Raw genomic sequence first — 18,781 nt, 5'->3', positions numbered from 1 at the left:
GGCGCAAAGGGCGACACCGGCGCGATGGGGCCGACGGGTGCAGATGGCGCCGAGGGCGCCAAGGGGGACACAGGTCCGGCAGGCGCAGATGGGGCCAAGGGCGAGCCTGGCACCGACGGTGCAACCGGCCCTGCGGGCCCCCAAGGCGACACCGGTGCGGCCGGTCCGACAGGGGCCAAGGGGGAGAAGGGCGACACCGGCGCGGCCGGCCCAGCAGGTGCCAAGGGTGATGCGGGACCTTCAGGCCCGAAGGGCGACACCGGCGCGGCGGGTGCCACGGGTCCCACCGGCGCGAAAGGCGACACCGGCGCGGCGGGCGCTGCGGGCGACAAGGGCGACACCGGTCCGGCGGGCCCGAAGGGCGACACCGGAGCGGCGGGTGCCACGGGTCCCACCGGCGCGAAAGGCGACACAGGCCTGAAGGGCGACACCGGTGCAGTGGGTCCCACGGGCCCCGCAGGCGCGAAGGGCGACACCGGTCCGGCGGGAGCTAAGGGCGACACCGGTGCAACCGGCCCTGCGGGGCCCAAGGGTGATGCGGGCCCCACGGGCCCGAAGGGGGACCCAGGCGCCACCGGCGCGGCGGGTGCCACAGGCCCCGCAGGCGCGAAAGGCGACACAGGCCTGAAGGGCGACACCGGCGCAACGGGTGCGAAGGGCGAGAAGGGTGACCCCGGCCCGAACAAGCTGCCGAAGATCACCGAAGTGGCGAGCGCCCCGGTGACGTTGCCCGCCGCCGCCTCGGGGCAGATCACCGTGACCGCCACGTGCCCCAGCGGTACACAGGTGGTGGGCGGCGGGTTCTCCCACGGCAACCGGACCAACACCTTCGGGACTCTCAACAACTGGTTCTGGCAGAGCAAGGCCGACCTGGCAACCAACTCGTGGAAGGTGTCCTGGCAGCAGATGGACTCCACCGCCACCACCTTCCCGATCACCGCGTACGCCTACTGCGCCTCGTACAACTAGCCGAGCGTCTGAGGCATCCGGTCGTCCGTCTGGCATCCCCAGGGGGAGAACCAGCCACCGCCGCCGTGTCAGCGGGCCACGAACTGCGTGAGGATCGCCTGGACCTCGTAGATGTCGACGCCCTTCGTGAACGTCTTCTGCATCGGCGTCGGGTTGCCGGAGATCCAGATCTTCAACTCCGCGTCGAGGTCGAAGTGTCCGGCCGTCTCCACGGCGAAGTGCGTGATGGTGCGGTACGGCACCGAGTGGTACTCGACCTTCTTGCCGGTGATCCCCTGCTTGTCGACCATGATCAGCCGACGGTCCGTGAACAGCATGGTGTCGCGTATCAGCACGTACGCGGCGTGCACCTGCTCACCGTGCCCGAGGAGCCGCGCGTACTCGTTCTGCGCCTTCGCCGGGTCTACGGTGTGCGCGTTTCCGAACAGTGCCATGTCAGGCCCCCCACTCAGTGATCTACAGCCCCCGCATCCCGGGTGGAATGTGGGATCTTGCCACTGTACGGGGGTGACCAGGGCCGAGCCGAGGTCTGTGCGATCGGACGGAGCGGGGAGGGTCGGGCCGGGGCGCCGACACCACCGCCGAGCGACGTTCCGTCACGGGCCTACCGGCGTTTACGCCCCCGTCGCGACCGGCCCGCCGGGGCCGCGCTCCCGCTCCCGCTCCCGCTCCCGCTCCCGCTCCCGCTCCCACCCTCGCGCTCGCGCCTCACCCGCATCTCCCTGCGAATGCGTGCGGCCTTGCCCCGTACAGCCTTCGGCGAGGGCCCGCACGCGGGATCCTCGCAGCCGGGCCGCCCGCATCCACCGCCTCGCTCCCCGTCCGCGCACCGCACCGGCCGCGCGCTCCGGCACGGGCGGCACAACCCGCCCGGCAGCTCCTCGGGCCGCCCGGCGGCCCCGCACCCGACGCACTCGGTCATCGCCACGCCGAGGGGTGCCGGGGGCAGCTCGGGCGGCAGCTTGGACAACAGCCGCGACTGTACGAAGCCGAAGGGGTGGGTGATCCGGGCGGGCAGCAACAGCGTGAGGGCGTAGGCGAGTTGGGTCTCGCTCGCCCCTCGCCGGAACCACTCCCCCGCCGTCTCGGCGAGCGCGTAACATTCGCTCTCCGACAGCGCCAACTGCGGCTCCCGCCGCCCGAGCCGGGCCAGCGCGCGGAAGCCCCGACCCTCGTGACCGTCGCTTCGGGTCACACCCGGTTCGGGGTCGTCGTACCCCGAGGAGGGCACGGTGTCGGTGAAGACGTCGTGCCACCAGGCGGCGGGCCTGGGCGTACGGCTGAAGTGGGACTCGGTGACGTAGCGGACGTTGCCCTGGTCGTCCATGAGCCCGGTGCGGCGACGGATCAGGTGCCCGGCGGCGGCGAGGCGGTTGAGCGCGGTGCCGAGGGCGCACTGGCCGTAGTCGGCCATCTCGCGGGCGAGGGTCTTGATGCTGATGTCGGCACCCTCGGGCAGCCGGTCGATGTACTGCGCGATGGCCGCCTCACGCCTGGGCAGGTGTGCGAAATCGCCCTTGCGGCGCGGCTGTTGGTCCGGAGCCTCGCGCTTCCCGAAGCCGGGGGAGGCCATGGGGTGGGCGGGGGCATGGAGGGTACGACTAAGCTGCTGAACAGCCATGAGATCGGCTCCACGATCGAAATGGTCAGGCCTCTGTGCGGTGCTCTAACACCCACAGGGGCCGTTCTGTTGTGACGGACCGTACACGGTCGCGACTCGCTGCCGCCACCTGGTCACGAAACGTCACCCGGCTTGCTGAACAGGCGAGTTGGCGTCGCCCGCGTGCGTACGCGGGGACGCGTGGGCGCAAAGGGCGGGTGGGTGGGTAAGTTCCCACCGGCCTCTTCCGAGTAAGAACGACTCGATTCTCTGAGCTCGAATCTCAAGGCTGTAAGGCCTGGTCAGAGGGGGTCGGGCCGACGGGCTGCGGGAGCGGGTAGACCACCGGCAGCGGTGCGCGGCAGGCCGGGCAGCGGCTCGTACCGTCCATCCACAGAACGATCTTCTGGCATCCGGGGCACAGGACCGCCTCACCCCCGTCCTCGGCGCTCAACTCTGCTCCGCCGTCCACCGGTGGCCCAGGAGGATGGCCCGTGATTTCTGGATCTCGACCTCAAGAGCAAGGAGGAAGTTGAGCTTCCGGGCCAGGTTGAGGCAGTCCACCGCGCTCAGCCGGCCGAGGTCGAGCGGGACTCCGGGCTCGTCGAGGCAGAGGGTGAGGTGCGGGAGGAGGGTGCCGGCTTTCGCCAGGGCGGCGAAGAGTTCGTTGAAGGCGACGGTGGCGGTCTGATTCTGCCGCTCCTGGGCGGTGTCGCGCGGGGGTGTGGTGGGGGTTCTGGGCTCGTGCGTCATGCCTCTTCTTCCAGCTCTCGCGGTTGAACTCCGTTGTTCTCCATCCAGGTTGACCACTCACGGTTACGATCGGTAGGAGTTCGCTATCGGAGCGCGATCGAGGTACTGGGCATATGCCAAAGATGCGAGAGCCTGACCCCAGCGAAAACATCGAGCAGTACATCGGCAATGTGGTCCAGGAAGCACGGCTGGCGAAGACCAGGGCGAAGGTTCCGGGCGAGGACTGGTCGCAGACGTTCCTGGCGCGGCGGGTCTTCGCAAGTCAGTCCCGGATCTCGGAGGTGGAGACGGGGGACACGCCGCCGGATACGGATCTGGCGCGGAAGATCGAATTGGCACTGGGGCTACGACCGGATGAGCTGGTGAATCTGGTCAAGATTCTGGAGCAGGCCACGGTCAGGGACTACGCAAAGTCCTACTTGCTGCGACAGCAGAGCGCGGAGATGTTGCAGACGTCCAGCTTCCTGATCCCTGGGCTACTTCAAACACCAGACTATGCGCGTGAGTTGATGCAGACGGGGCAGGCGTTCGCCCCGCAGAACGTGGACTCTTTCGTAGAGCAACGCATGGCACGCCACGCCATTTGGGAACGGGAGGACCCTCCGTGGATGACGGCGGTTCTCGCTGAGGCAGCCTTGCATACCACCACTGAGTGCCAGCTCAAGAAGCTTCTGGACTCTCAGGAAGAGCCCAACATCTGCATCCGCATTCTCCCCAACAGAGCAGGTCAGATCCTTGGTTCGCTGACCATCCTCACCTTCCCCGGAGGCGTCCGAGGTGCCTATTCCGAGGGCTTCGATACCGGGCGATACAGCGAGGAACCGGACCAGGTTCTGCGCTACCAGAAGGTCTATGATCGGCTCGCCGCCCACGCATTGACACCCGAGGCGTCCTCTGCGGCAATCCATGACGCACTGAAGAGGTTCCATTGAGCAAGGTACCGAACTGGCACAAGTCCTCGTACAGCGGCGGAGACAATGACGACTGCGTCGAGGTCGCCGACAACATCCCCGGCCTCACCCAGTTCCGCGACACCAAACTCGCCGACGCAAGCCCCGTCATCACCGTCACCGACCACGCCTGGAACACCTTCCTGACCCTGGTCAGGTAGAACCCTCTCGGGTGAGGACAAGGGACCTGCTCAGTTGGTGCACGCCTTCGACATCTTGCCCGCCGCGTCCTTGACCCCGCCGAGGTCCGACGTCGCGTCGCCCTTCTCGGCCGTCTTCCGGGCCTTGTCGACTTCTGTCTGAAGGTCCTTGATCGCCTGGTCGATGTCGGCGTCGGTCCTCTTGTCGGTGACCTTGTCAAGGATCTTCTCGATCTTGTCGAGTGCCTCCTTCGTCGCCTTCGAACTCTCGACGCCGTCAGAGATCTCCTTCCGGAAGTCTTTGACCGCCATGGAGGTGTCCGTGGCCACCTGGGCGCAGTCGAGCGCCTTGTCCACGGCATCGCAGCCGATCAGTCCGGTGGCGGCCAGTGCCGAGGCGGCCAAGGTGACAGCGACTCGGGTGCGTATGACGGAAGGCACAGGGGTCCTCGCAATCCTGAAACAAGAGTGGTCGGCGCGGGCCTACAAAGACTCCCAGGCTCCTGCACGTGAAATCTCGTTCCGGCGAACGACCCCGACTACATCGTTCGATGGACCCGCAGCGGGGCCGCAGCGGACTACCACCGCCCCCACGGGGCCACCGGTACCGCGGCCGGCACCGACGCGACCTTCTCCTGCCACCACTCCTCGGACCTCGCCGTGCGACTGAAGTAGGACTCCGTCACGAGGAACGCCCGGCCGGTCGGGCCCTTCACCGTCCTCCGGAGCCGATACAGGTGCCCTTCGGCGATCAGACGCTTGAGGGCCGTGCCGATGGCGGTGGAGCCGTAGTCGTCCAGTTGCCGGGCGAGGACGTCGATGCTGATGGCAGCACCTTCGGGAAGGCCGTCGAGGTAGCGGGCAATGATCGCCTCGCGCTTGCGCAGGTGCGCGAAGTCCTGCTCAGCGGGCGGGAGTTGATCGGGGGCCGAGCGCTTCCCGAACCCCTGCGAGGCCATCCGGGGCGATTCTTCGTCCATGTCCAGGTCCGTCACGAGGGTCACTCCGCTCCATGGGGATGATGTGACCGAACGTAACCCGCGTACGGATCCGGCCACCGGGAGATCGCACAGCATCACCCGTAACGGTGACGGACGCGACAACCAACGAGACGGAGCGTCTTGCGGGGAGCAGCAAAGGGCGGTACCTTCATCAAACAAGACGGCACGTCTCGTCTTGAAGATGCCCCCTACGGAAGGCCTTCCACTTGTTCCCAGCAGCGCCCCTCACCGGCACCTCCCAGCTCACCCTCGCCGACATCACCAAGCGCTACGGCGACCGCACCGTCCTCGACCGGGTGTCGTTCACCGTCCGGCCGGGCGAAAAGGTCGGGGTCGTCGGTGACAACGGGTCAGGGAAATCAACCCTGTTGAGGCTCCTCGCCGGACAGGAGCAGCCCGACGACGGCACCCTCACCGTCACCTTCCCCGGCGGCATCGGGCACCTCACCCAGACCCTCGACCTCCCGGACACCGCCCTCGTCGGCGACGCGATCGACCTCGCGCTCCAGGACGTACGGGAGCTGGAGCGCGCGATCCACACCGCCGAGGCCACCGCAGACCTGGACGCGTACGCCACCCTCCTCGAAGAGTTCGAAGCGCGCGGCGGGTACGAAGCCGACCGGCTCGTCGACACCGCGCTGCACCACCTCGGGGAGACCGAGACCCTCGACCGCACCCGGGCGCTCGGCACCCTCTCCGGCGGCCAGCGCTCACGGCTCGCACTCGCCGCCGTACTCGCCGCAGCCCCCGAGCTGCTGCTCCTCGACGAGCCCACGAATGACCTGGACGACAAGGGAGTCGAGTGGCTGGAGGACAGGCTGCGGGCACACCGCGGCACGGTCGTCGCCGTCACGCACGACCGTGCGTTCCTGGAGCGGGTCACGTCGACCGTGCTTGAGGTGGACGGAGATCTGCGGACGGTACGCCGGTACGGCAACGGCTACGCGGGCTTCCTCACCGCGAAGGCCGCCGCGCGGGCCCGCTGGTCGAACGCGTACGACGAGTGGCGTGAGGAGATCACCCGCCGGTCCGCCCTCGCGGAGAACGGCAACGGTGCGCTCGCCGCGATCCCCCGCAAGGTCCCGCGCGGCTTCAGCGGCGCGGGCGCCTTCCGGGCGAGGTCGCGGGCGCACGGGGCGATGGGCCGGATCAGGAACGCGCGCGAGCGGCTGGAGAGGCTGGCCGAGAACCCCGTACCCCCGCCGCCGGAACCGCTGAGGTTCACCGGACACGTGGAAGGCCAACTCCCGGACACAGCAGTGGAGTTGTCGGACGTACGCGTCGCCGGGCGACTCGCGGTGGAGTCGCTGACGATCGCCCCCGGCTCCCGCCTGCTCGTCACCGGGCCGAACGGCGCCGGGAAGTCGACGCTGCTGGCGGTCCTGGCAGGGGCCCTCGTCCCCGACTCCGGGACCGTCGTACGGCCGCCCCGGGTCGGCTTCCTCCGGCAGAACACCCCGTACGCCGTCACCCGTGACACGCGATCCGTACGGGCCGCGTACGGAGAGGAGTACGCCCAACTGCTGCTCACGCACGGCCTGTTCAGGGAGGCGGACCTGTCCTCACCCGTCGCCGCGCTCTCCACCGGGCAGCACCGCAAGCTGGAGCTGGCCGGCCTGCTCGCCGCAGGTCCGCTCGACCTCCTGCTCCTCGACGAGCCGACGAACCACCTCTCCCCCGCCCTCGTCGAGGAGCTGGAGGCGGCCCTCGCCACCTTCCCGGGCAGCCTCGTCGTCGCCACGCACGACCGGCGTCTGCGGGACGGCTTCCGGGGCGGCGAGCGCCTTGAGCTGGGGCGGCGAGCGCCTTGAGCTGGGGCGGTGAACGCGGAAGGGGCGGTGTTCCCGGGAATTCCCGGAAGCACCGCCCCAACTGACAAGCAGTAACGCTTACTTGACGATCGTGATCCGGTCCGCCGCCGGCGGTGCGATCGGCTTGTCGGCGCTGGAGTTCGCGGCCAGGTAGGCGTTGAAGACGTCCAGGTCGGAGGCCGCGTTGAGCTTGTTCTTGCCGAGGCCGAGGGCCGGGAAGTTGTCGCCGCCGCCCGCGAGGAACTCGTTCATCGCGACGCGGTAGGTCTTGGACGGGTCGAGCGCGACACCGTTCAGCTTGACCGTGGCGGCGTCGACGCGGTCGGCGCCCTTCTTGGTCAGGTCGAGGGTGTAGGTGAGGCCCTTGGAGATCTGGAGGATCTTCGGGGAGGCCTCGTTGCCGCCGCTGACCTGCTGCTTCAGGGCGGCGATGAGGTCGGCGCCGGTCAGGTCGACGACATTCATGAGGTTGGTGAAGGGCTGGACCGTGAAGGCCTCGCCGTAGGTCACCACGCCGTCGCCCTCGGCGCCGGAGGCCTTGAAGACGAGGTCGGAGCGGATGCCGCCCGGGTTCATGAGGGCTATCTGGGCGCCGCCCTTGTCGGCCGGGGCGAGGCCCGAGAGCTGGGCGTCGGCGATCAGGTCGCCGAGCGGCTTCTCGTACGCCGTCGATCCACGCCCGTTGATGTCGGCGGAGATGTAGCCCTGGGGACGGTTGGCGATGGGGGCGGCGAGGACGTTCCAGCGCTCGATCAGCTTCCGCATGTCCGCGCCGAGCGTCTCCCGCTCGGGCTGGTCACGCGTGACGATGTAGTTGCGCGAGGCCGGCGACTTGGCCGTGGTGCGGACGATGTCCTTGGTACGGCGGTCGTAGGTGAGGGTCGTCTCCGTGTAGACCTTGCCGAAGGAGGCGGCGGAGGTCACCAGGCGTGGGTTGCCCGCCGGGTCGGGGATGGTGCACACGTACGACTGGTGGGTGTGGCCGGTGACCAGCGCGTCGACCTTCGGGCTGATGCCCTTGGCTATGTCGGTGATCGGTCCTGAGATGCCGTCACCGGCGCCCGGACTGTCGCAGTTGTAGTCGTACGCGGTGGAGGCGGGTGCGCCGCCCTCGTGGATGAGCGCGACGATGGACTTCACGCCCTGCCGGTCGAGCTCCTTGGCGTACTTGTTGACGGTCTCTATCTCGTCGTGGAACTTCAGGCCCTTGACGCCGTTGGCCGTGACGACGCCCGGGGTGTTCTCCAGCGTGACGCCGATGAAGCCGATCTTGACGCCGTTCTTCTTCCAGACCGAGTACGGCTTGAGGAGCGGCTTGCCGGTCTTCTCCTTGGTGACGTTCGCGGAGAGGTACGGGAAGTCGGCGCCCTTGAACTTCTTGGGCTTGCCCTTCTTGTCCTTCTCGTAGCAGCCCTCGGTGGGGTGGCAGCCGCCGTTCTGGATGCGCAGCAGCTCCGCGGAGCCCTCGTCGAACTCGTGATTGCCCACGCTGCTCACGTCGAGCTTCATCTTGTTCAGCGCTTCGACGGTGGGCTCGTCGTGGAAGAGCCCGGAGAGCATGGGGCTCCCGCCGATCATGTCGCCCGCGGTGGCCGTGACCGAGTACTTCTTGCCTTCGCGAGCCTTGCGGAGGCTGGTCGCCAGGTGCTCGACGCCGCCTGCGTCGACCGTGCCGACCTTGCCCGAGGAACCGGCCGGGGGCTCCAGGGTGCCGTGCAGGTCGTTGAAGGAGAGGAGCTGCACGTCGACGGTGCGGGAGGAAGGCTTCGGGTGGTGACCGTTTCCGGTGCCACCGCCGTTGGTGCCGTGGCCGTTCGCGGACGCGGGCATCGCGGCGACGAGGGCGCCGGCGGTGGTGAGACCCGCGGCGGCGACGAGGAACCGCCGGGCGGTGCGGTTCGGACGAGGGTTCGCTGACATCTGTCCCCTTGTGAGTTCAGCGTGAAGGTGGGGCTGCTTCGGCAGCCTAAAGTCAACGCGCGTAGCGCAACAGGGGGTGACGGGTTACGAGGTGGTTTCCGTTGGCGGTACGTCAGGGATGCGACGTATGCCACCCGTTTGGGTAAGTGTGGACGAATTTCGCGCCAGGGCATATGCGGGACGCAAGCCTGTGCGCGTGAACGAGAAGATCGCGGTCGAGGCCGCTGCCGTTGCCGTACCGGCTCAGGGGTCAGGACTGCCGCCCGGGTTCCACGACATGGTCGACGACCTGAAGTCGATCGTGCGGGGTGCGCATGTGCGGGCGCAGCTCAAGGTGAACACCGAGATGCTCTGCATGTACTGGGAGATCGGGCAAACCATCCTGAAGAAGCAGGGCCGAGAACGGTGGGGCACCAAGGTCATCGCGCGCATTGCCGCAGAGCTGAGGACCGAGTTCCCGAACCAGAGAGGCTTCAGCACTCGCAACCTTCAGTACATGCAGCAGATGGCTCGAACATGGGTCGAACAATTTGCGCAGCAAGCTGCTGCGCAATTGCCCTGGGGGCACGTCCAGCTACTCCTCGACAAATGCAAGACCTCTTATGAGCTGGACTTCTACGCTCAACACTCCGTCTCCCACGGCTGGTCCCGTAACTACCTAGGATCCATGATCCACACCAAGCTGCACCTGGCCAAGGGGGCGGCAGCCAACAACTTCGATGTGCCCCTGCCAGGTGACCCTGGTGACATTTCTGACCGAGCTGGGTGTGGGCTTTGCCTTCGTCGGCCGCCAGTACCCCATCGTCGTGGGCGACACAGAGTTCCGAATCGACCTGCTCTTCTACCACTGCAGACTGCACTGCTACGTCGTTCTGGAGCTCAAGACCAAGAGGGCCCACCCCGAGCACTTCGGCCAGCTCGGCTTCTATGTCTCCGTGGTGGACGACCGACTACGTGACAAGGAGGTCGACGGCCCCACCCTCGGCATCCTCATCGCTGAGAGTCGGGACCGGTCGATAGTGGAATACGCGCTGCGCGGATACAGCCAGCCCTTGGCTGTGAGCACTTACGCAGGGCTGCCCCAGCAGATGCGCGAGCTTCTGCCCAGCACAGAGGACTTGTCACGAGTCGCCGACAAGGTCCTCCGTCACGAAGCACCCGCCGACTGAACAGCACGGTCGAACGATCTGTCCAACGGGTTGTTGGACAGATCGTTCGACCCCACCGTTCGACCCTCCCCCCGTACCCTCGACCCCATGACCAGCGACGCATCCCTCCCCGTCCCCGCCCGCCGTCTGACCACCCTCGACGTCCTCACCGAGGACCAGGCCGCGCAGGTACTGGAACTTCTCTCCGCCGCCGCCCGCTCCGACGGCGTGCAGGCCGTTTCCGAGCAGGGGCGGCTTCAGCTGCGGGGCGGCAGGCGGGAGGGCGTACGGCACTTCCTGCTCGGCGATCCCTCCGACGGCACCCTCCTCGGGTACGCCCAGCTTGAGGACACCGATCCCGTCGAGGCGCCGGCCGCCGAGCTCGTCGTCCATCCCGAAAAGCGCGGCAAGGGGCACGGGCGGGCCCTCGGGGACGCCCTTCTGGAAGCTTCCGGGCGGCGGCTGCGGGTGTGGGCGCACGGCGGGAAGTCGGCGGCGCGGCACCTCGCGCAGGTGCTGGGGCTGACGATGTTCCGCGAACTGCGGCAATTGCGGCGGCCGTTGAGCCCGCTGGACATCCCCGAGCCGGTCTATCCCGAGGGCGTCACCGTCCGGACCTTCGTCCCCGGGCAGGACGACGCGGCGTGGCTGGCCGTGAACGCCGCCGCCTTCGCGCACCACCCCGAGCAGGGCTCGCTGACGCAGCGGGACCTGGACGACCGCAAGGGCGAGGACTGGTTCGACCCGAAGGGCTTCTTCCTCGCAGAGAAGGGCGGGGAGGACGGAAAGGGCGGGGAGCTCGTCGGATTCCACTGGACCAAGGTGCACGGCGCCGAGCAGCTCGGCGAGGTGTACGTCGTCGGGATCGCGCCCGGCGCGCAGGGCGGCGGGCTCGGCAAGGCACTCACCGCGACCGGGCTCCGCCACCTCGCCGCCCAGGGCCTGCCGACCGCCTCGCTGTACGTCGACGCCGACAACATCGCCGCCGTGACGGTCTACGAACGCCTCGGCTTCACGACGTACGAAACGGACTTGATGTACCGAACCGAGTCGTAACACCCGAGGAACACCCACGGATTCACCCGAAGGGCCGGTGTCGATTGACACCGGCCCTTCTTTGGATCACCCTTTCACTACTTGATTAGTGAAAGGGGGGTGAGCGTAGTGGTCGAGTACCGCATCGACCGGCGCAGTGGCGTCGCCACCTACCTCCAGATCGTGCAGCAGACCAAGCACGCCCTGCGGCTCGGCCTGCTGGAGCCCGGCGACCAACTCCCCACCGCCCGTGCGGTGGTGGAGGCCACCGCGATCAACCCGAACACCGTGCTCAAGGCGTACCGCGAGCTGGAACGGGAGGGCCTGGTGGAGGCCAGGCGTGGGATGGGGACCTTCGTGACCCGGTCCCTGGGGGCCGTGCAGCAGCCCGATTCGGGGCCGCTGCGCGACGAGCTGGAGGAGTGGGGGAAGCGCGCCCGTACGTCCGGGATGGACCGGGACGACGTGGCCGCGCTCATCACTTCCGTACTGGACGAAGTTTTTGCGAGCGAAGTGAGCGAAGGGGAGCAGGCATGACGACTACTGCCGCGATCGAGGCCGTCGGCCTCGGCAAGAAGTACGGGCGAGCGGGCAAGTGGGCGGTGCGCGACTGTACGTTCCGGCTGCCGCAGGGCCGGATCTGCGCGCTCGTCGGGCCCAACGGGGCGGGAAAGTCAACGCTGTTGGGCCAGTTGGCCGGGCTGGTGAGGCCCACCGAGGGTGCGGTACGGGTGATGGGCAAGGGCCCCGGCGAGTCCCGTGAGCACATCGCCTTCCTCGCCCAGGAGAAGCCCCTCTACCCGCAGTTCACCATCGGCGAGACGCTGCGCATGGGCCACGAGCTGAACCCGGGCCGGTGGGACGGCGAGCGCGCCGCCCGCATCGTCGCCGACGGCGGCCTCGACCTCTCCTCCAAGGTCCGCGAACTCTCCGGCGGCCAGCGCACCCGCGTCGCCCTCGCCCTCTGCCTCGGCAAGCAGCCCGACCTGCTGCTCCTCGACGAGCCGATGGCCGACCTGGACCCGCTCGCCCGCCACCAGCTGATGGGCAACCTGCTCGCCGAGGCCGGCGACAGCGGCACCACCGTCGTCATCTCCTCCCACATCCTGGCCGAACTCGAAGGCGCCTGCGACTACTTGCTCCTGATGGAGAACGGCCGGGTGCGCCTCGGCGGCGAGACCGACGAGCTGCTGTCCGCACACGCCCTGCTGTCGGGCCCGGTGGCCGAGCTGGACGCGGACCTGACGGTCGTCGAGTCCAAGGTGACCGGCCGTCACATGACGGCGCTGGTACGGCGCGAGGGCCGTATCGACGGTGACTGGGAGGTCATCGAGCCGACGCTCGAAGAGCTGCTGCTCGCCCACATGCGTTCCCCCGAGGCGCCCTCGCTGCTCACGCCGAGCGCCGAGCCGCGCGACCTCAAGGCCTCGAAGTCCGCCCGCACCACCACGGGAGCCGCCGCATGAGCGCCCTGACGATCCTCCCCTCCCTGCGCGGCCCGCACTGGGTCGCCGCACGCCAGCACCGCACCACGGCCAAGGTGTTCACGATCGTGGTGCTGGTGTCGGCGCTGCTCGTGACCGGCCTCCTGATCGTGCTGCTGGGCACCGACCCGAAGGGCTCCGTCTCCCAGGGCGCCGACTCCGGCCTGTCCTTTCTGCTCCACCGCGCCATCACCCCGCTGGCGCTGCTGCCCGCCCTGGTCGGCGCGTTCGTCGCGGGCCCGCTGGTGGCCCGCGAGCTGGAGACGGGCACGTACTCCTGGCTGTGGACCCAGTCCTTCTCCCCGGCCCGCTGGCTGGCCGCCAAACTGGCCCTCGCCACGGCGGTGACGCTGAGCGGGACGACCGTCCTGGTGCTGGCGTTCCGTTCGGCCAGGAACAGCCTGGAGCACGGCGCCATGGCCTTCAGCTGGTACGGCAGCGCGTACGAGATGCTCGGCCCGGTCGCGGTCGCCCAGTGCGCGCTGGGCATCGGCGTCGGCACGCTCGTGGGACTGCTGGTGCGCAGGACGGTGCCCGCGATGGTGGTGACCGGTCTGATCGTCGTCGTCATCCAGTCGGCCTTCGTGCTCTGGCTGCGGGAACTGCTGTGGCCGGTGCAGTCCCTCGTGTCGCAGAAGCCCATCGATGTGGTGAACACCGTCGGCGTGTGGGACTTCGCGGAGGGCATGCTCACCTCGTCCGGGACCCGCATCCCCAGCCAGACGTGCTGGGGGCCCGAGGGCGTCGGCATGACGTTCGAGCAGTGCATGGCGGGCAAGGGCGGGGTGACGTACTTCGCGGACGTCCACCCCACGTCCCACTTCTGGCCGATCCAGCTCGTCGAGACGGGCATCCTGCTGGCCGTCGCGGCGATCGCGGTCACGGTGGCCTTCCGGGTGCTGGGCAAGCGGCACGCGGGCAGCGCGTCATGAGTGCGCCTGCCACAGCGCCGCAGCAGGCCGTGCCGGGGGGCGTGAAGGGGGGCATGAAGGGGGTCGCGGCGGGCCGGTTCGTTCCGTACCGGCACGTGCTGCACCAGCACCGGGCGGCGCTGCGTCTCGCCGTGGTGCTGACAGGTCTCGCCGTGGTGCTGGTGGTCGGCGCACTGGTGTGGGCGGGGCCCGGCGCGGCGGACCGGAGTTGGGCGTTCACCACGGCCGACGCGGTGCGCATCGCGCTTCCGCTGCTCGGCGGGGTGCTGGTGGCGGGGCCGATGGTCGCGGACGAGCTGGCCTCGGGCACGTACAAGATGGCCTGGACGCAGTCGGTGACCCCGGCCCGCTGGCTGACGGCGAAGCTGGCCGTGGCGGCGGGGGCACTGCTCGGGCTGACGGTCCCGCTGTCCGCACTGCTGTGGTGGGTACGGGCGGAGGGCGCGGGCGCCTTCGAACCGGCCCTGGCCACGGCCCCGCCCGCCCTCACCCTCTTCGCCGTCGCCGTCGGCGGGGCGTCCGGACTGGTGGTGCGGCACACGACCGGGGCGATGACGGCGGCGGCCCTCGTCCTCGCCCTCGCCCTGGTGGTGCTCCGCTCCCAGCCGCAGGGGACGTGGGGGGACCAACTCACGCTGACCGTACCGCTGTTGGGGTGCGCCGTCGTGGCTGTCGCCCTCGCGTTCCTGCTCCTGCGCACCCCGCCGGGAGATGCCTCGTGAGTTCGCTCAGCACGCCTCGGCCGCCGGGCGCGGGCCCCGCCCCCGCCACCCGCGTGTCCGCCGCCCGCGTGGTCCTGTGGCAGCACCGGCGCGCGACGTGGGCCGCCACCGTGGCCGTCGTACTGGCCGCCGTGGCGGTGGGCGGCATGCGGTGGTGGTGGGAGGCGGCTCAGGCCGCGCCGTCCCGGGCCGACGTGTACGGCTCCGGCGAGGTGAACGGCCTGCTGATGCTCAGCGCCGCGTACGGCGGGGTCCTTCTCACCGTCCTCCCGCTCGCCGTCGGCGCGTTCGTCGCGGGGCCGATGATCGCCCGCGAGCTGGAGTCGGGCACGTACAAGATCGCCTGGATGCAGTCCGTGTCCCCGGCCCGGTGGCTCGCGTCGAAGCTCGCGCTGCCGCTGGTCGCCGCGGTGCTCGCGACGAGCGTGCTGGTCGGCGTCTTCCGGCTGGGCCGGGCACCCTTCGTGGGGAACGAGTCCGCCTTCGTCTGGTACTCACGCGGGGTGTACGAGGCGATGGGCCCGGTGGTCGTCGGGTACACGGTCCTCGGCATCGCGCTCGGCGCGCTGACCGGCCTGCTGGTGCGGCGCACGGCGCTCGCGATGGGGACGGCGTTCCTCGCCACGGGCGCGGTGATGCTGACCGTCAGCAGCGTGCGATGGCACCTGTGGCCCGCCGTGACCCGTCTGGCCCCTGCCGACATCAGGGTGAACCTGAGGGGCGCCACGGGCAGCCTGGAAACCGGCGCGGGCTGGCAGACGGCGTCCGGGGAGCGGCTCGATGCCCAGACGTGCTTCCGGCTCGTCCAGAAGTCCCGGCAGGTGACCTTCCAGGACTGCATGACGGGGCGCGGGGCGACGCAGCGGTACGTGGACTTCCACCCCGGGTCGCACTTCTGGCCGCTCCAGGCGGTGGAGACGGGGATCCTGCTGGCCCTGGCGGCGGTGGCGGTGTGGGCGTCGTTCCGGGCGCTGCGGAGGCTGCACGGGTAGGCAGCCGCCGGGAGCTGGGCCGCTCGCCGCGGGGCTGGGGGCGGTGCGGGCCGCCTTCGGCGCTGCCCCTCCCCGCCTCCGCCTGAACGCTCGCCGCGGGGCTGGGGGGCGGCACGGCCCGCGCCCGGTGGGGGGCTGGGGTCCCGGGCTGCGCCCGGTGCACGGCTGCGCCGCGCGTCCTCAAACGCCGGACGGGCTGGAAGGTGCCGCACAGGGCTGAAGGCACCCGGATGGGCCGGGATGCCCGCAAGCACCCGCTCCCCCGGACGCCACCTCCCCGTAACCCGTGATTCAGACACGCTTGCGACCCTCGCTCAATGCGACCCCCCGTGCACTCTCCGCCCGCCGCCCTCTATTTCGGCGCGCCTGCCGAGGGTCCCGCGCGGAAGAATGGGGCCATGAGCCAGCAGTCGCAGCCCAGCAGCAGCGCCCACGGCGCCGGCCGTGTCGACAGCACCGGCAGCACCGGTGCCGGCACCAGTACCGGTACCGACGTCCCCGTGCAGCACTCGCAGCCCTCCCCGCCGCCACAGCCCTCCGTCGGCTCCATTGCCTCGCACCGCACGCGCATCCTCGCAGCCGCCTCCGACCACGGACTGGACCCCGACCTCGACTCGGACCTCGACACGTACATGGAGAGCAGCGGCGCGGAGGGGGAAGGGGGCAGCGAGGACGAGTACGGCGACGGGACCCGCGTGCCCCTGCCCCAGGGCCGCTTCCTCGACCGCGAGCGCAGCTGGCTCGCCTTCAACGAGCGGGTCCTCGAACTGGCCGAGGATCCCGCGACGCCCCTCCTCGAACGGGCCAACTTCCTGGCGATCTTCGCCAGCAACCTCGACGAGTTCTTCATGGTGCGCGTCGCGGGGCTGAAGCGGCGGATCGCGACCGGAGTGGCGACGCGCTCCGCCTCCGGGCTGCAGCCCCGCGAGGTGCTGGAGCTGATCTGGACCCGCTCCCGCGAGCTCATGGCCCGGCACGCCGCCTGTTTCCAGCAGGACGTCTCGCCCGCCCTCGCCGACGAGGGGGTGCACCTCATTCGCTGGCCGGACCTGACCGAGAAGGAGCAGGCCCGCCTCTTCACGCTCTTCCGGCAGCAGATCTTCCCGGTGCTGACGCCGCTGGCCGTCGACCCGGCGCACCCCTTCCCGTACATCTCCGGCCTGTCCCTGAACCTGGCCGTCGTCGTACGCAATCCGGTCAGCGGTCACCGTCACTTCGCCCGGGTGAAGGTGCCGCCGCTGCTCTCCCGCTTCCTGGAGGCCTCGCCCGAGCGGTACGTACCCCTCGAAGACGTCATCGCCGCCCACCTCGAAGAGCTCTTCCCGGGCATGGAGGTGCTGGCGCACCACATGTTCCGCGTCACCCGCAACGAGGACCTGGAGGTGGAGGAGGACGACGCCGAGAACCTCCTCAAGGCGCTGGAGAAGGAGCTGATGCGGCGGCGGTTCGGGCCGCCGGTGCGCCTGGAGGTCGAGGAGTCCATCGATCCGTACGTACTCGACCTGCTCGTACGGGAGTTGAAGGTCTCGGACGCGGAGGTGTATCCGCTCCCCGGCCCCCTCGACCTCACCGGCCTCTTCGGCATAGCGGGCCTCGACCGCCCCGAGCTGAAGTTCCCGCGCTTCATCGCGGGCACGCACAGGGACCTCGCGGAGGTCGAGTCGGCGTCGGCCCCCGACATCTTCGCGGCCCTGCGCGAGCGCGACGTGCTGCTGCACCACCCGTACGACTCCTTCTCGACGTCCGTGCAGCTCTTCCTGGAGCAGGCCGCCGCCGACCCCGACGTACTCGCCATCAAGCAGACGCTGTACCGGACTTCGGGCGACTCGCCGATAGTGGATGCGCTGATCGACGCCGCCGAGTCCGGCAAGCAGGTACTCGTCCTGGTCGAGATCAAGGCCCGCTTCGACGAGCAGGCCAACATCAAGTGGGCGCGGAAGCTGGAGGAGGCGGGCTGCCACGTCGTCTACGGGCTCGTCGGGCTGAAGACGCACTGCAAGCTGTCGCTCGTCGTGCGCCAGGAGGGCGAGCTGCTGCGCCGCTACAGCCATGTCGGGACGGGGAACTACCACCCCAAGACGGCCCGGCTGTACGAGGACCTGGGCCTGCTGACCACCGACCCGCAGGTCGGCGCCGACCTCTCCGACCTCTTCAACCGGCTCTCCGGATACTCGCGCCGCGAGACCTACCGCCGGCTGCTCGTCGCCCCCAAGTCCCTTCGCGACGGCCTGATCTCACGGATCAACAAGGAGGTGACCCACCATCTGGCGGGGCGCCCCGCGTACGTCCGCATCAAGGTCAACTCGATGGTCGACGAGGCGGTCATCGACTCGCTCTACCGGGCCGCCCAGGCCGGTGTGCCGGTGGACGTCTGGGTGCGCGGGATCTGCGCCGTACGCCCCGGTGTCCCCGGCCTCTCCGAGAACATCCGGGTCCGCTCGATCCTGGGCCGCTTCCTCGAACACTCCCGGGTCTTCTCCTTCGGAAACGGCGGCGAACCCGAAGTCTGGTTCGGCAGCGCCGACATGATGCACCGCAATCTCGACCGCCGCATAGAGGCGCTGGTACGGGTCACCGACCCGGCGCACCGCGCGGCACTGAGCCGCATGCTGGAGACCGGCATGTCGGACGCCACGGCCTCCTGGCACCTCGGCCCGGACGGCAACTGGACCCGCCACTCCACGGATGCGGACGGACACCCCTTGCGCCACGTACAGGAAATGCTGATCGACGCCCGGAGGCGCCGACGTGCCACGCCATGAGCCACTCACGACACACCACCACCCCGGATCTCTTACGAGGACGGAGGGCACCCCTCTCATGAAGGCGGAGGGCGACCTCCTCGCCTCCTACCTGCACGCACAGGCCGCCGAGTTCCTTCGGGCGCTGCGCCGCCACCGGGAGAGCTCGGACGCCACCGACCAGGACCGCTCCGCGCGCTCCACGCTCGACATGCGGCGTTCGGCACGGCGGATCGGCAGCGCGCTGCACACCTTCCGCCCCCTGACGGACCGCGGCTGGGCGGACCCGCTGCGGTCCGAACTCGCCTGGGTATCGGGGGTGCTGGCGCGCGAGCACGCGTACGCCGAGCGGTTGGAGCGGCTGCTGGACGCGCTGCAACGACTGGGCGCACCGACCGCCCTTCCGGTGGCGAGGGGGAACGCGACGGGAGCGGGAACCCGCGAGAGCACCCCTGCCCGGGAGCCCGGCGCTCAGGCGCCCGGCGCTCAGATCTCCGGCGCCCAGGCCCCCGGCGCCCGGATCTCCGCCACTCAGGCCACCGGCGCCCAGGCGCCCGCCGCTCCGGCCTCCGCCACTCCGGCC

At 69.7% G+C, this 18,781-nt stretch carries 18 protein-coding genes and 2 pseudogenes; 14 read left to right on the top strand and 6 right to left on the bottom strand.

Annotated elements, in window-relative coordinates; all coding sequences use genetic code 11:
* Nucleotides 1-969 (top strand): annotated as a pseudogene (locus tag ACWGIG_RS09205) (exosporium protein); the annotation flags it as partial.
* Nucleotides 970-1,037: 68 nt separating this feature from the next.
* On the opposite strand, the gene ACWGIG_RS09200 reads toward ACWGIG_RS09205, so the two are convergent.
* The 3 genes from ACWGIG_RS09200 to ACWGIG_RS09190 all read right to left on the bottom strand — a co-directional run bounded on the left by ACWGIG_RS09200 (nucleotide 1,038) and on the right by ACWGIG_RS09190 (nucleotide 3,322).
* Nucleotides 1,038-1,403 (bottom strand): PH domain-containing protein, encoded by a 366-nt coding sequence (locus ACWGIG_RS09200; protein ID WP_398423411.1) that lies wholly within the window; start codon nucleotides 1,401-1,403, stop codon nucleotides 1,038-1,040.
* A 170-nt stretch (nucleotides 1,404-1,573) separates the two neighbouring features.
* On the bottom strand, nucleotides 1,574-2,590 hold the full coding sequence (locus ACWGIG_RS09195) for a hypothetical protein (RefSeq protein ID WP_453320908.1): 1,017 nt from the start codon (nucleotides 2,588-2,590) through the stop codon (nucleotides 1,574-1,576).
* 429 nt (nucleotides 2,591-3,019) lie between these two features.
* The gene (locus ACWGIG_RS09190) at nucleotides 3,020-3,322 is read right to left on the bottom strand and encodes a hypothetical protein (protein WP_453320907.1); all 303 of its coding nucleotides are present in this window, start codon (nucleotides 3,320-3,322) and stop codon (nucleotides 3,020-3,022) included.
* Nucleotides 3,323-3,444: 122 nt separating this feature from the next.
* On the opposite strand from ACWGIG_RS09190, the gene ACWGIG_RS09185 reads away from it, so the two are divergent.
* Together ACWGIG_RS09185 and ACWGIG_RS09180 are read left to right on the top strand one after the other, a co-directional pair.
* Nucleotides 3,445-4,254, top strand: coding sequence for a helix-turn-helix domain-containing protein (locus tag ACWGIG_RS09185; protein WP_453320906.1), 810 nt, complete (start codon nucleotides 3,445-3,447; stop codon nucleotides 4,252-4,254).
* Nucleotides 4,251-4,433, top strand: a complete 183-nt coding sequence (locus ACWGIG_RS09180; protein ID WP_453320905.1) for a DUF397 domain-containing protein — start codon at nucleotides 4,251-4,253, stop codon at nucleotides 4,431-4,433. Before ACWGIG_RS09185 ends, ACWGIG_RS09180 begins: the two co-directional genes overlap by 4 nt.
* A 30-nt stretch (nucleotides 4,434-4,463) precedes the next feature.
* On the opposite strand, the gene ACWGIG_RS09175 is transcribed toward ACWGIG_RS09180, so the two are convergent.
* Both ACWGIG_RS09175 and ACWGIG_RS09170 read right to left on the bottom strand, forming a co-directional pair.
* On the bottom strand, nucleotides 4,464-4,817 hold the full coding sequence (locus ACWGIG_RS09175) for a hypothetical protein (protein WP_453320904.1): 354 nt from the start codon (nucleotides 4,815-4,817) through the stop codon (nucleotides 4,464-4,466).
* A 173-nt stretch (nucleotides 4,818-4,990) separates the two neighbouring features.
* On the bottom strand, nucleotides 4,991-5,416 hold the full coding sequence (locus ACWGIG_RS09170; RefSeq protein ID WP_453320903.1) for a hypothetical protein: 426 nt from the start codon (nucleotides 5,414-5,416) through the stop codon (nucleotides 4,991-4,993).
* Between the two features lie 203 nt (nucleotides 5,417-5,619).
* On the opposite strand from ACWGIG_RS09170, the gene abc-f reads away from it, so the two are divergent.
* Nucleotides 5,620-7,224 carry a ribosomal protection-like ABC-F family protein gene (gene abc-f / locus ACWGIG_RS09165; RefSeq protein WP_453320902.1) on the top strand — a complete coding sequence of 535 codons (1,605 nt, stop codon included), beginning with the start codon at nucleotides 5,620-5,622 and terminating at the stop codon, nucleotides 7,222-7,224.
* A gap of 78 nt (nucleotides 7,225-7,302) precedes the next feature.
* On the opposite strand, the gene ACWGIG_RS09160 is transcribed toward abc-f, so the two are convergent.
* Nucleotides 7,303-9,144 (bottom strand): bifunctional metallophosphatase/5'-nucleotidase, encoded by a 1,842-nt coding sequence (locus ACWGIG_RS09160; protein ID WP_453320901.1) that lies wholly within the window; start codon nucleotides 9,142-9,144, stop codon nucleotides 7,303-7,305.
* Nucleotides 9,145-9,262: 118 nt separating this feature from the next.
* Between ACWGIG_RS09160 and ACWGIG_RS09155 the strand changes: the two are divergent.
* The 10 genes and pseudogenes from ACWGIG_RS09155 to ACWGIG_RS09110 all read left to right on the top strand — a co-directional run.
* A pseudogene (locus ACWGIG_RS09155) lies at nucleotides 9,263-9,772 on the top strand (DUF1016 N-terminal domain-containing protein); the annotation flags it as partial.
* Between the two features lie 115 nt (nucleotides 9,773-9,887).
* Nucleotides 9,888-10,313, top strand: a complete 426-nt coding sequence (locus tag ACWGIG_RS09150; protein WP_453320900.1) for a PDDEXK nuclease domain-containing protein — start codon at nucleotides 9,888-9,890, stop codon at nucleotides 10,311-10,313.
* Nucleotides 10,314-10,400: 87 nt separating this feature from the next.
* A complete protein-coding gene (gene mshD, locus ACWGIG_RS09145; RefSeq protein ID WP_453320899.1) occupies nucleotides 10,401-11,348 on the top strand; it encodes a mycothiol synthase in 948 nt (315 codons plus the stop codon).
* A gap of 108 nt (nucleotides 11,349-11,456) precedes the next feature.
* Nucleotides 11,457-11,864 (top strand): GntR family transcriptional regulator, encoded by a 408-nt coding sequence (locus tag ACWGIG_RS09140; protein ID WP_453320934.1) that lies wholly within the window; start codon nucleotides 11,457-11,459, stop codon nucleotides 11,862-11,864.
* Nucleotides 11,861-12,793 (top strand): ABC transporter ATP-binding protein, encoded by a 933-nt coding sequence (locus ACWGIG_RS09135; RefSeq protein ID WP_453320898.1) that lies wholly within the window; start codon nucleotides 11,861-11,863, stop codon nucleotides 12,791-12,793. The genes ACWGIG_RS09140 and ACWGIG_RS09135 overlap by 4 nt, the downstream gene beginning before the upstream one ends.
* Nucleotides 12,790-13,743 carry an ABC transporter permease gene (locus ACWGIG_RS09130; protein ID WP_453320897.1) on the top strand — a complete coding sequence of 318 codons (954 nt, stop codon included), beginning with the start codon at nucleotides 12,790-12,792 and terminating at the stop codon, nucleotides 13,741-13,743. The genes ACWGIG_RS09135 and ACWGIG_RS09130 overlap by 4 nt, the downstream gene beginning before the upstream one ends.
* 53 nt (nucleotides 13,744-13,796) lie before the next feature.
* A complete protein-coding gene (locus tag ACWGIG_RS09125; RefSeq protein WP_453320896.1) occupies nucleotides 13,797-14,465 on the top strand; it encodes a hypothetical protein in 669 nt (222 codons plus the stop codon).
* Nucleotides 14,462-15,457, top strand: coding sequence for an ABC transporter permease (locus tag ACWGIG_RS09120; protein WP_453320895.1), 996 nt, complete (start codon nucleotides 14,462-14,464; stop codon nucleotides 15,455-15,457). The genes ACWGIG_RS09125 and ACWGIG_RS09120 overlap by 4 nt, the downstream gene beginning before the upstream one ends.
* 398 nt (nucleotides 15,458-15,855) lie before the next feature.
* Nucleotides 15,856-18,219, top strand: a complete 2,364-nt coding sequence (locus ACWGIG_RS09115) for an RNA degradosome polyphosphate kinase (protein WP_453320894.1) — start codon at nucleotides 15,856-15,858, stop codon at nucleotides 18,217-18,219.
* Nucleotides 18,220-18,277: 58 nt separating this feature from the next.
* Nucleotides 18,278-18,781 (top strand): CHAD domain-containing protein (locus ACWGIG_RS09110; RefSeq protein WP_453320893.1); only part of this gene is annotated, 504 nt, incomplete at its 3' end.

Source organism: Streptomyces sp. NPDC054863 (assembly GCF_053610825.1).
This window is presented reverse-complemented; position numbering and strand designations above follow the sequence as displayed.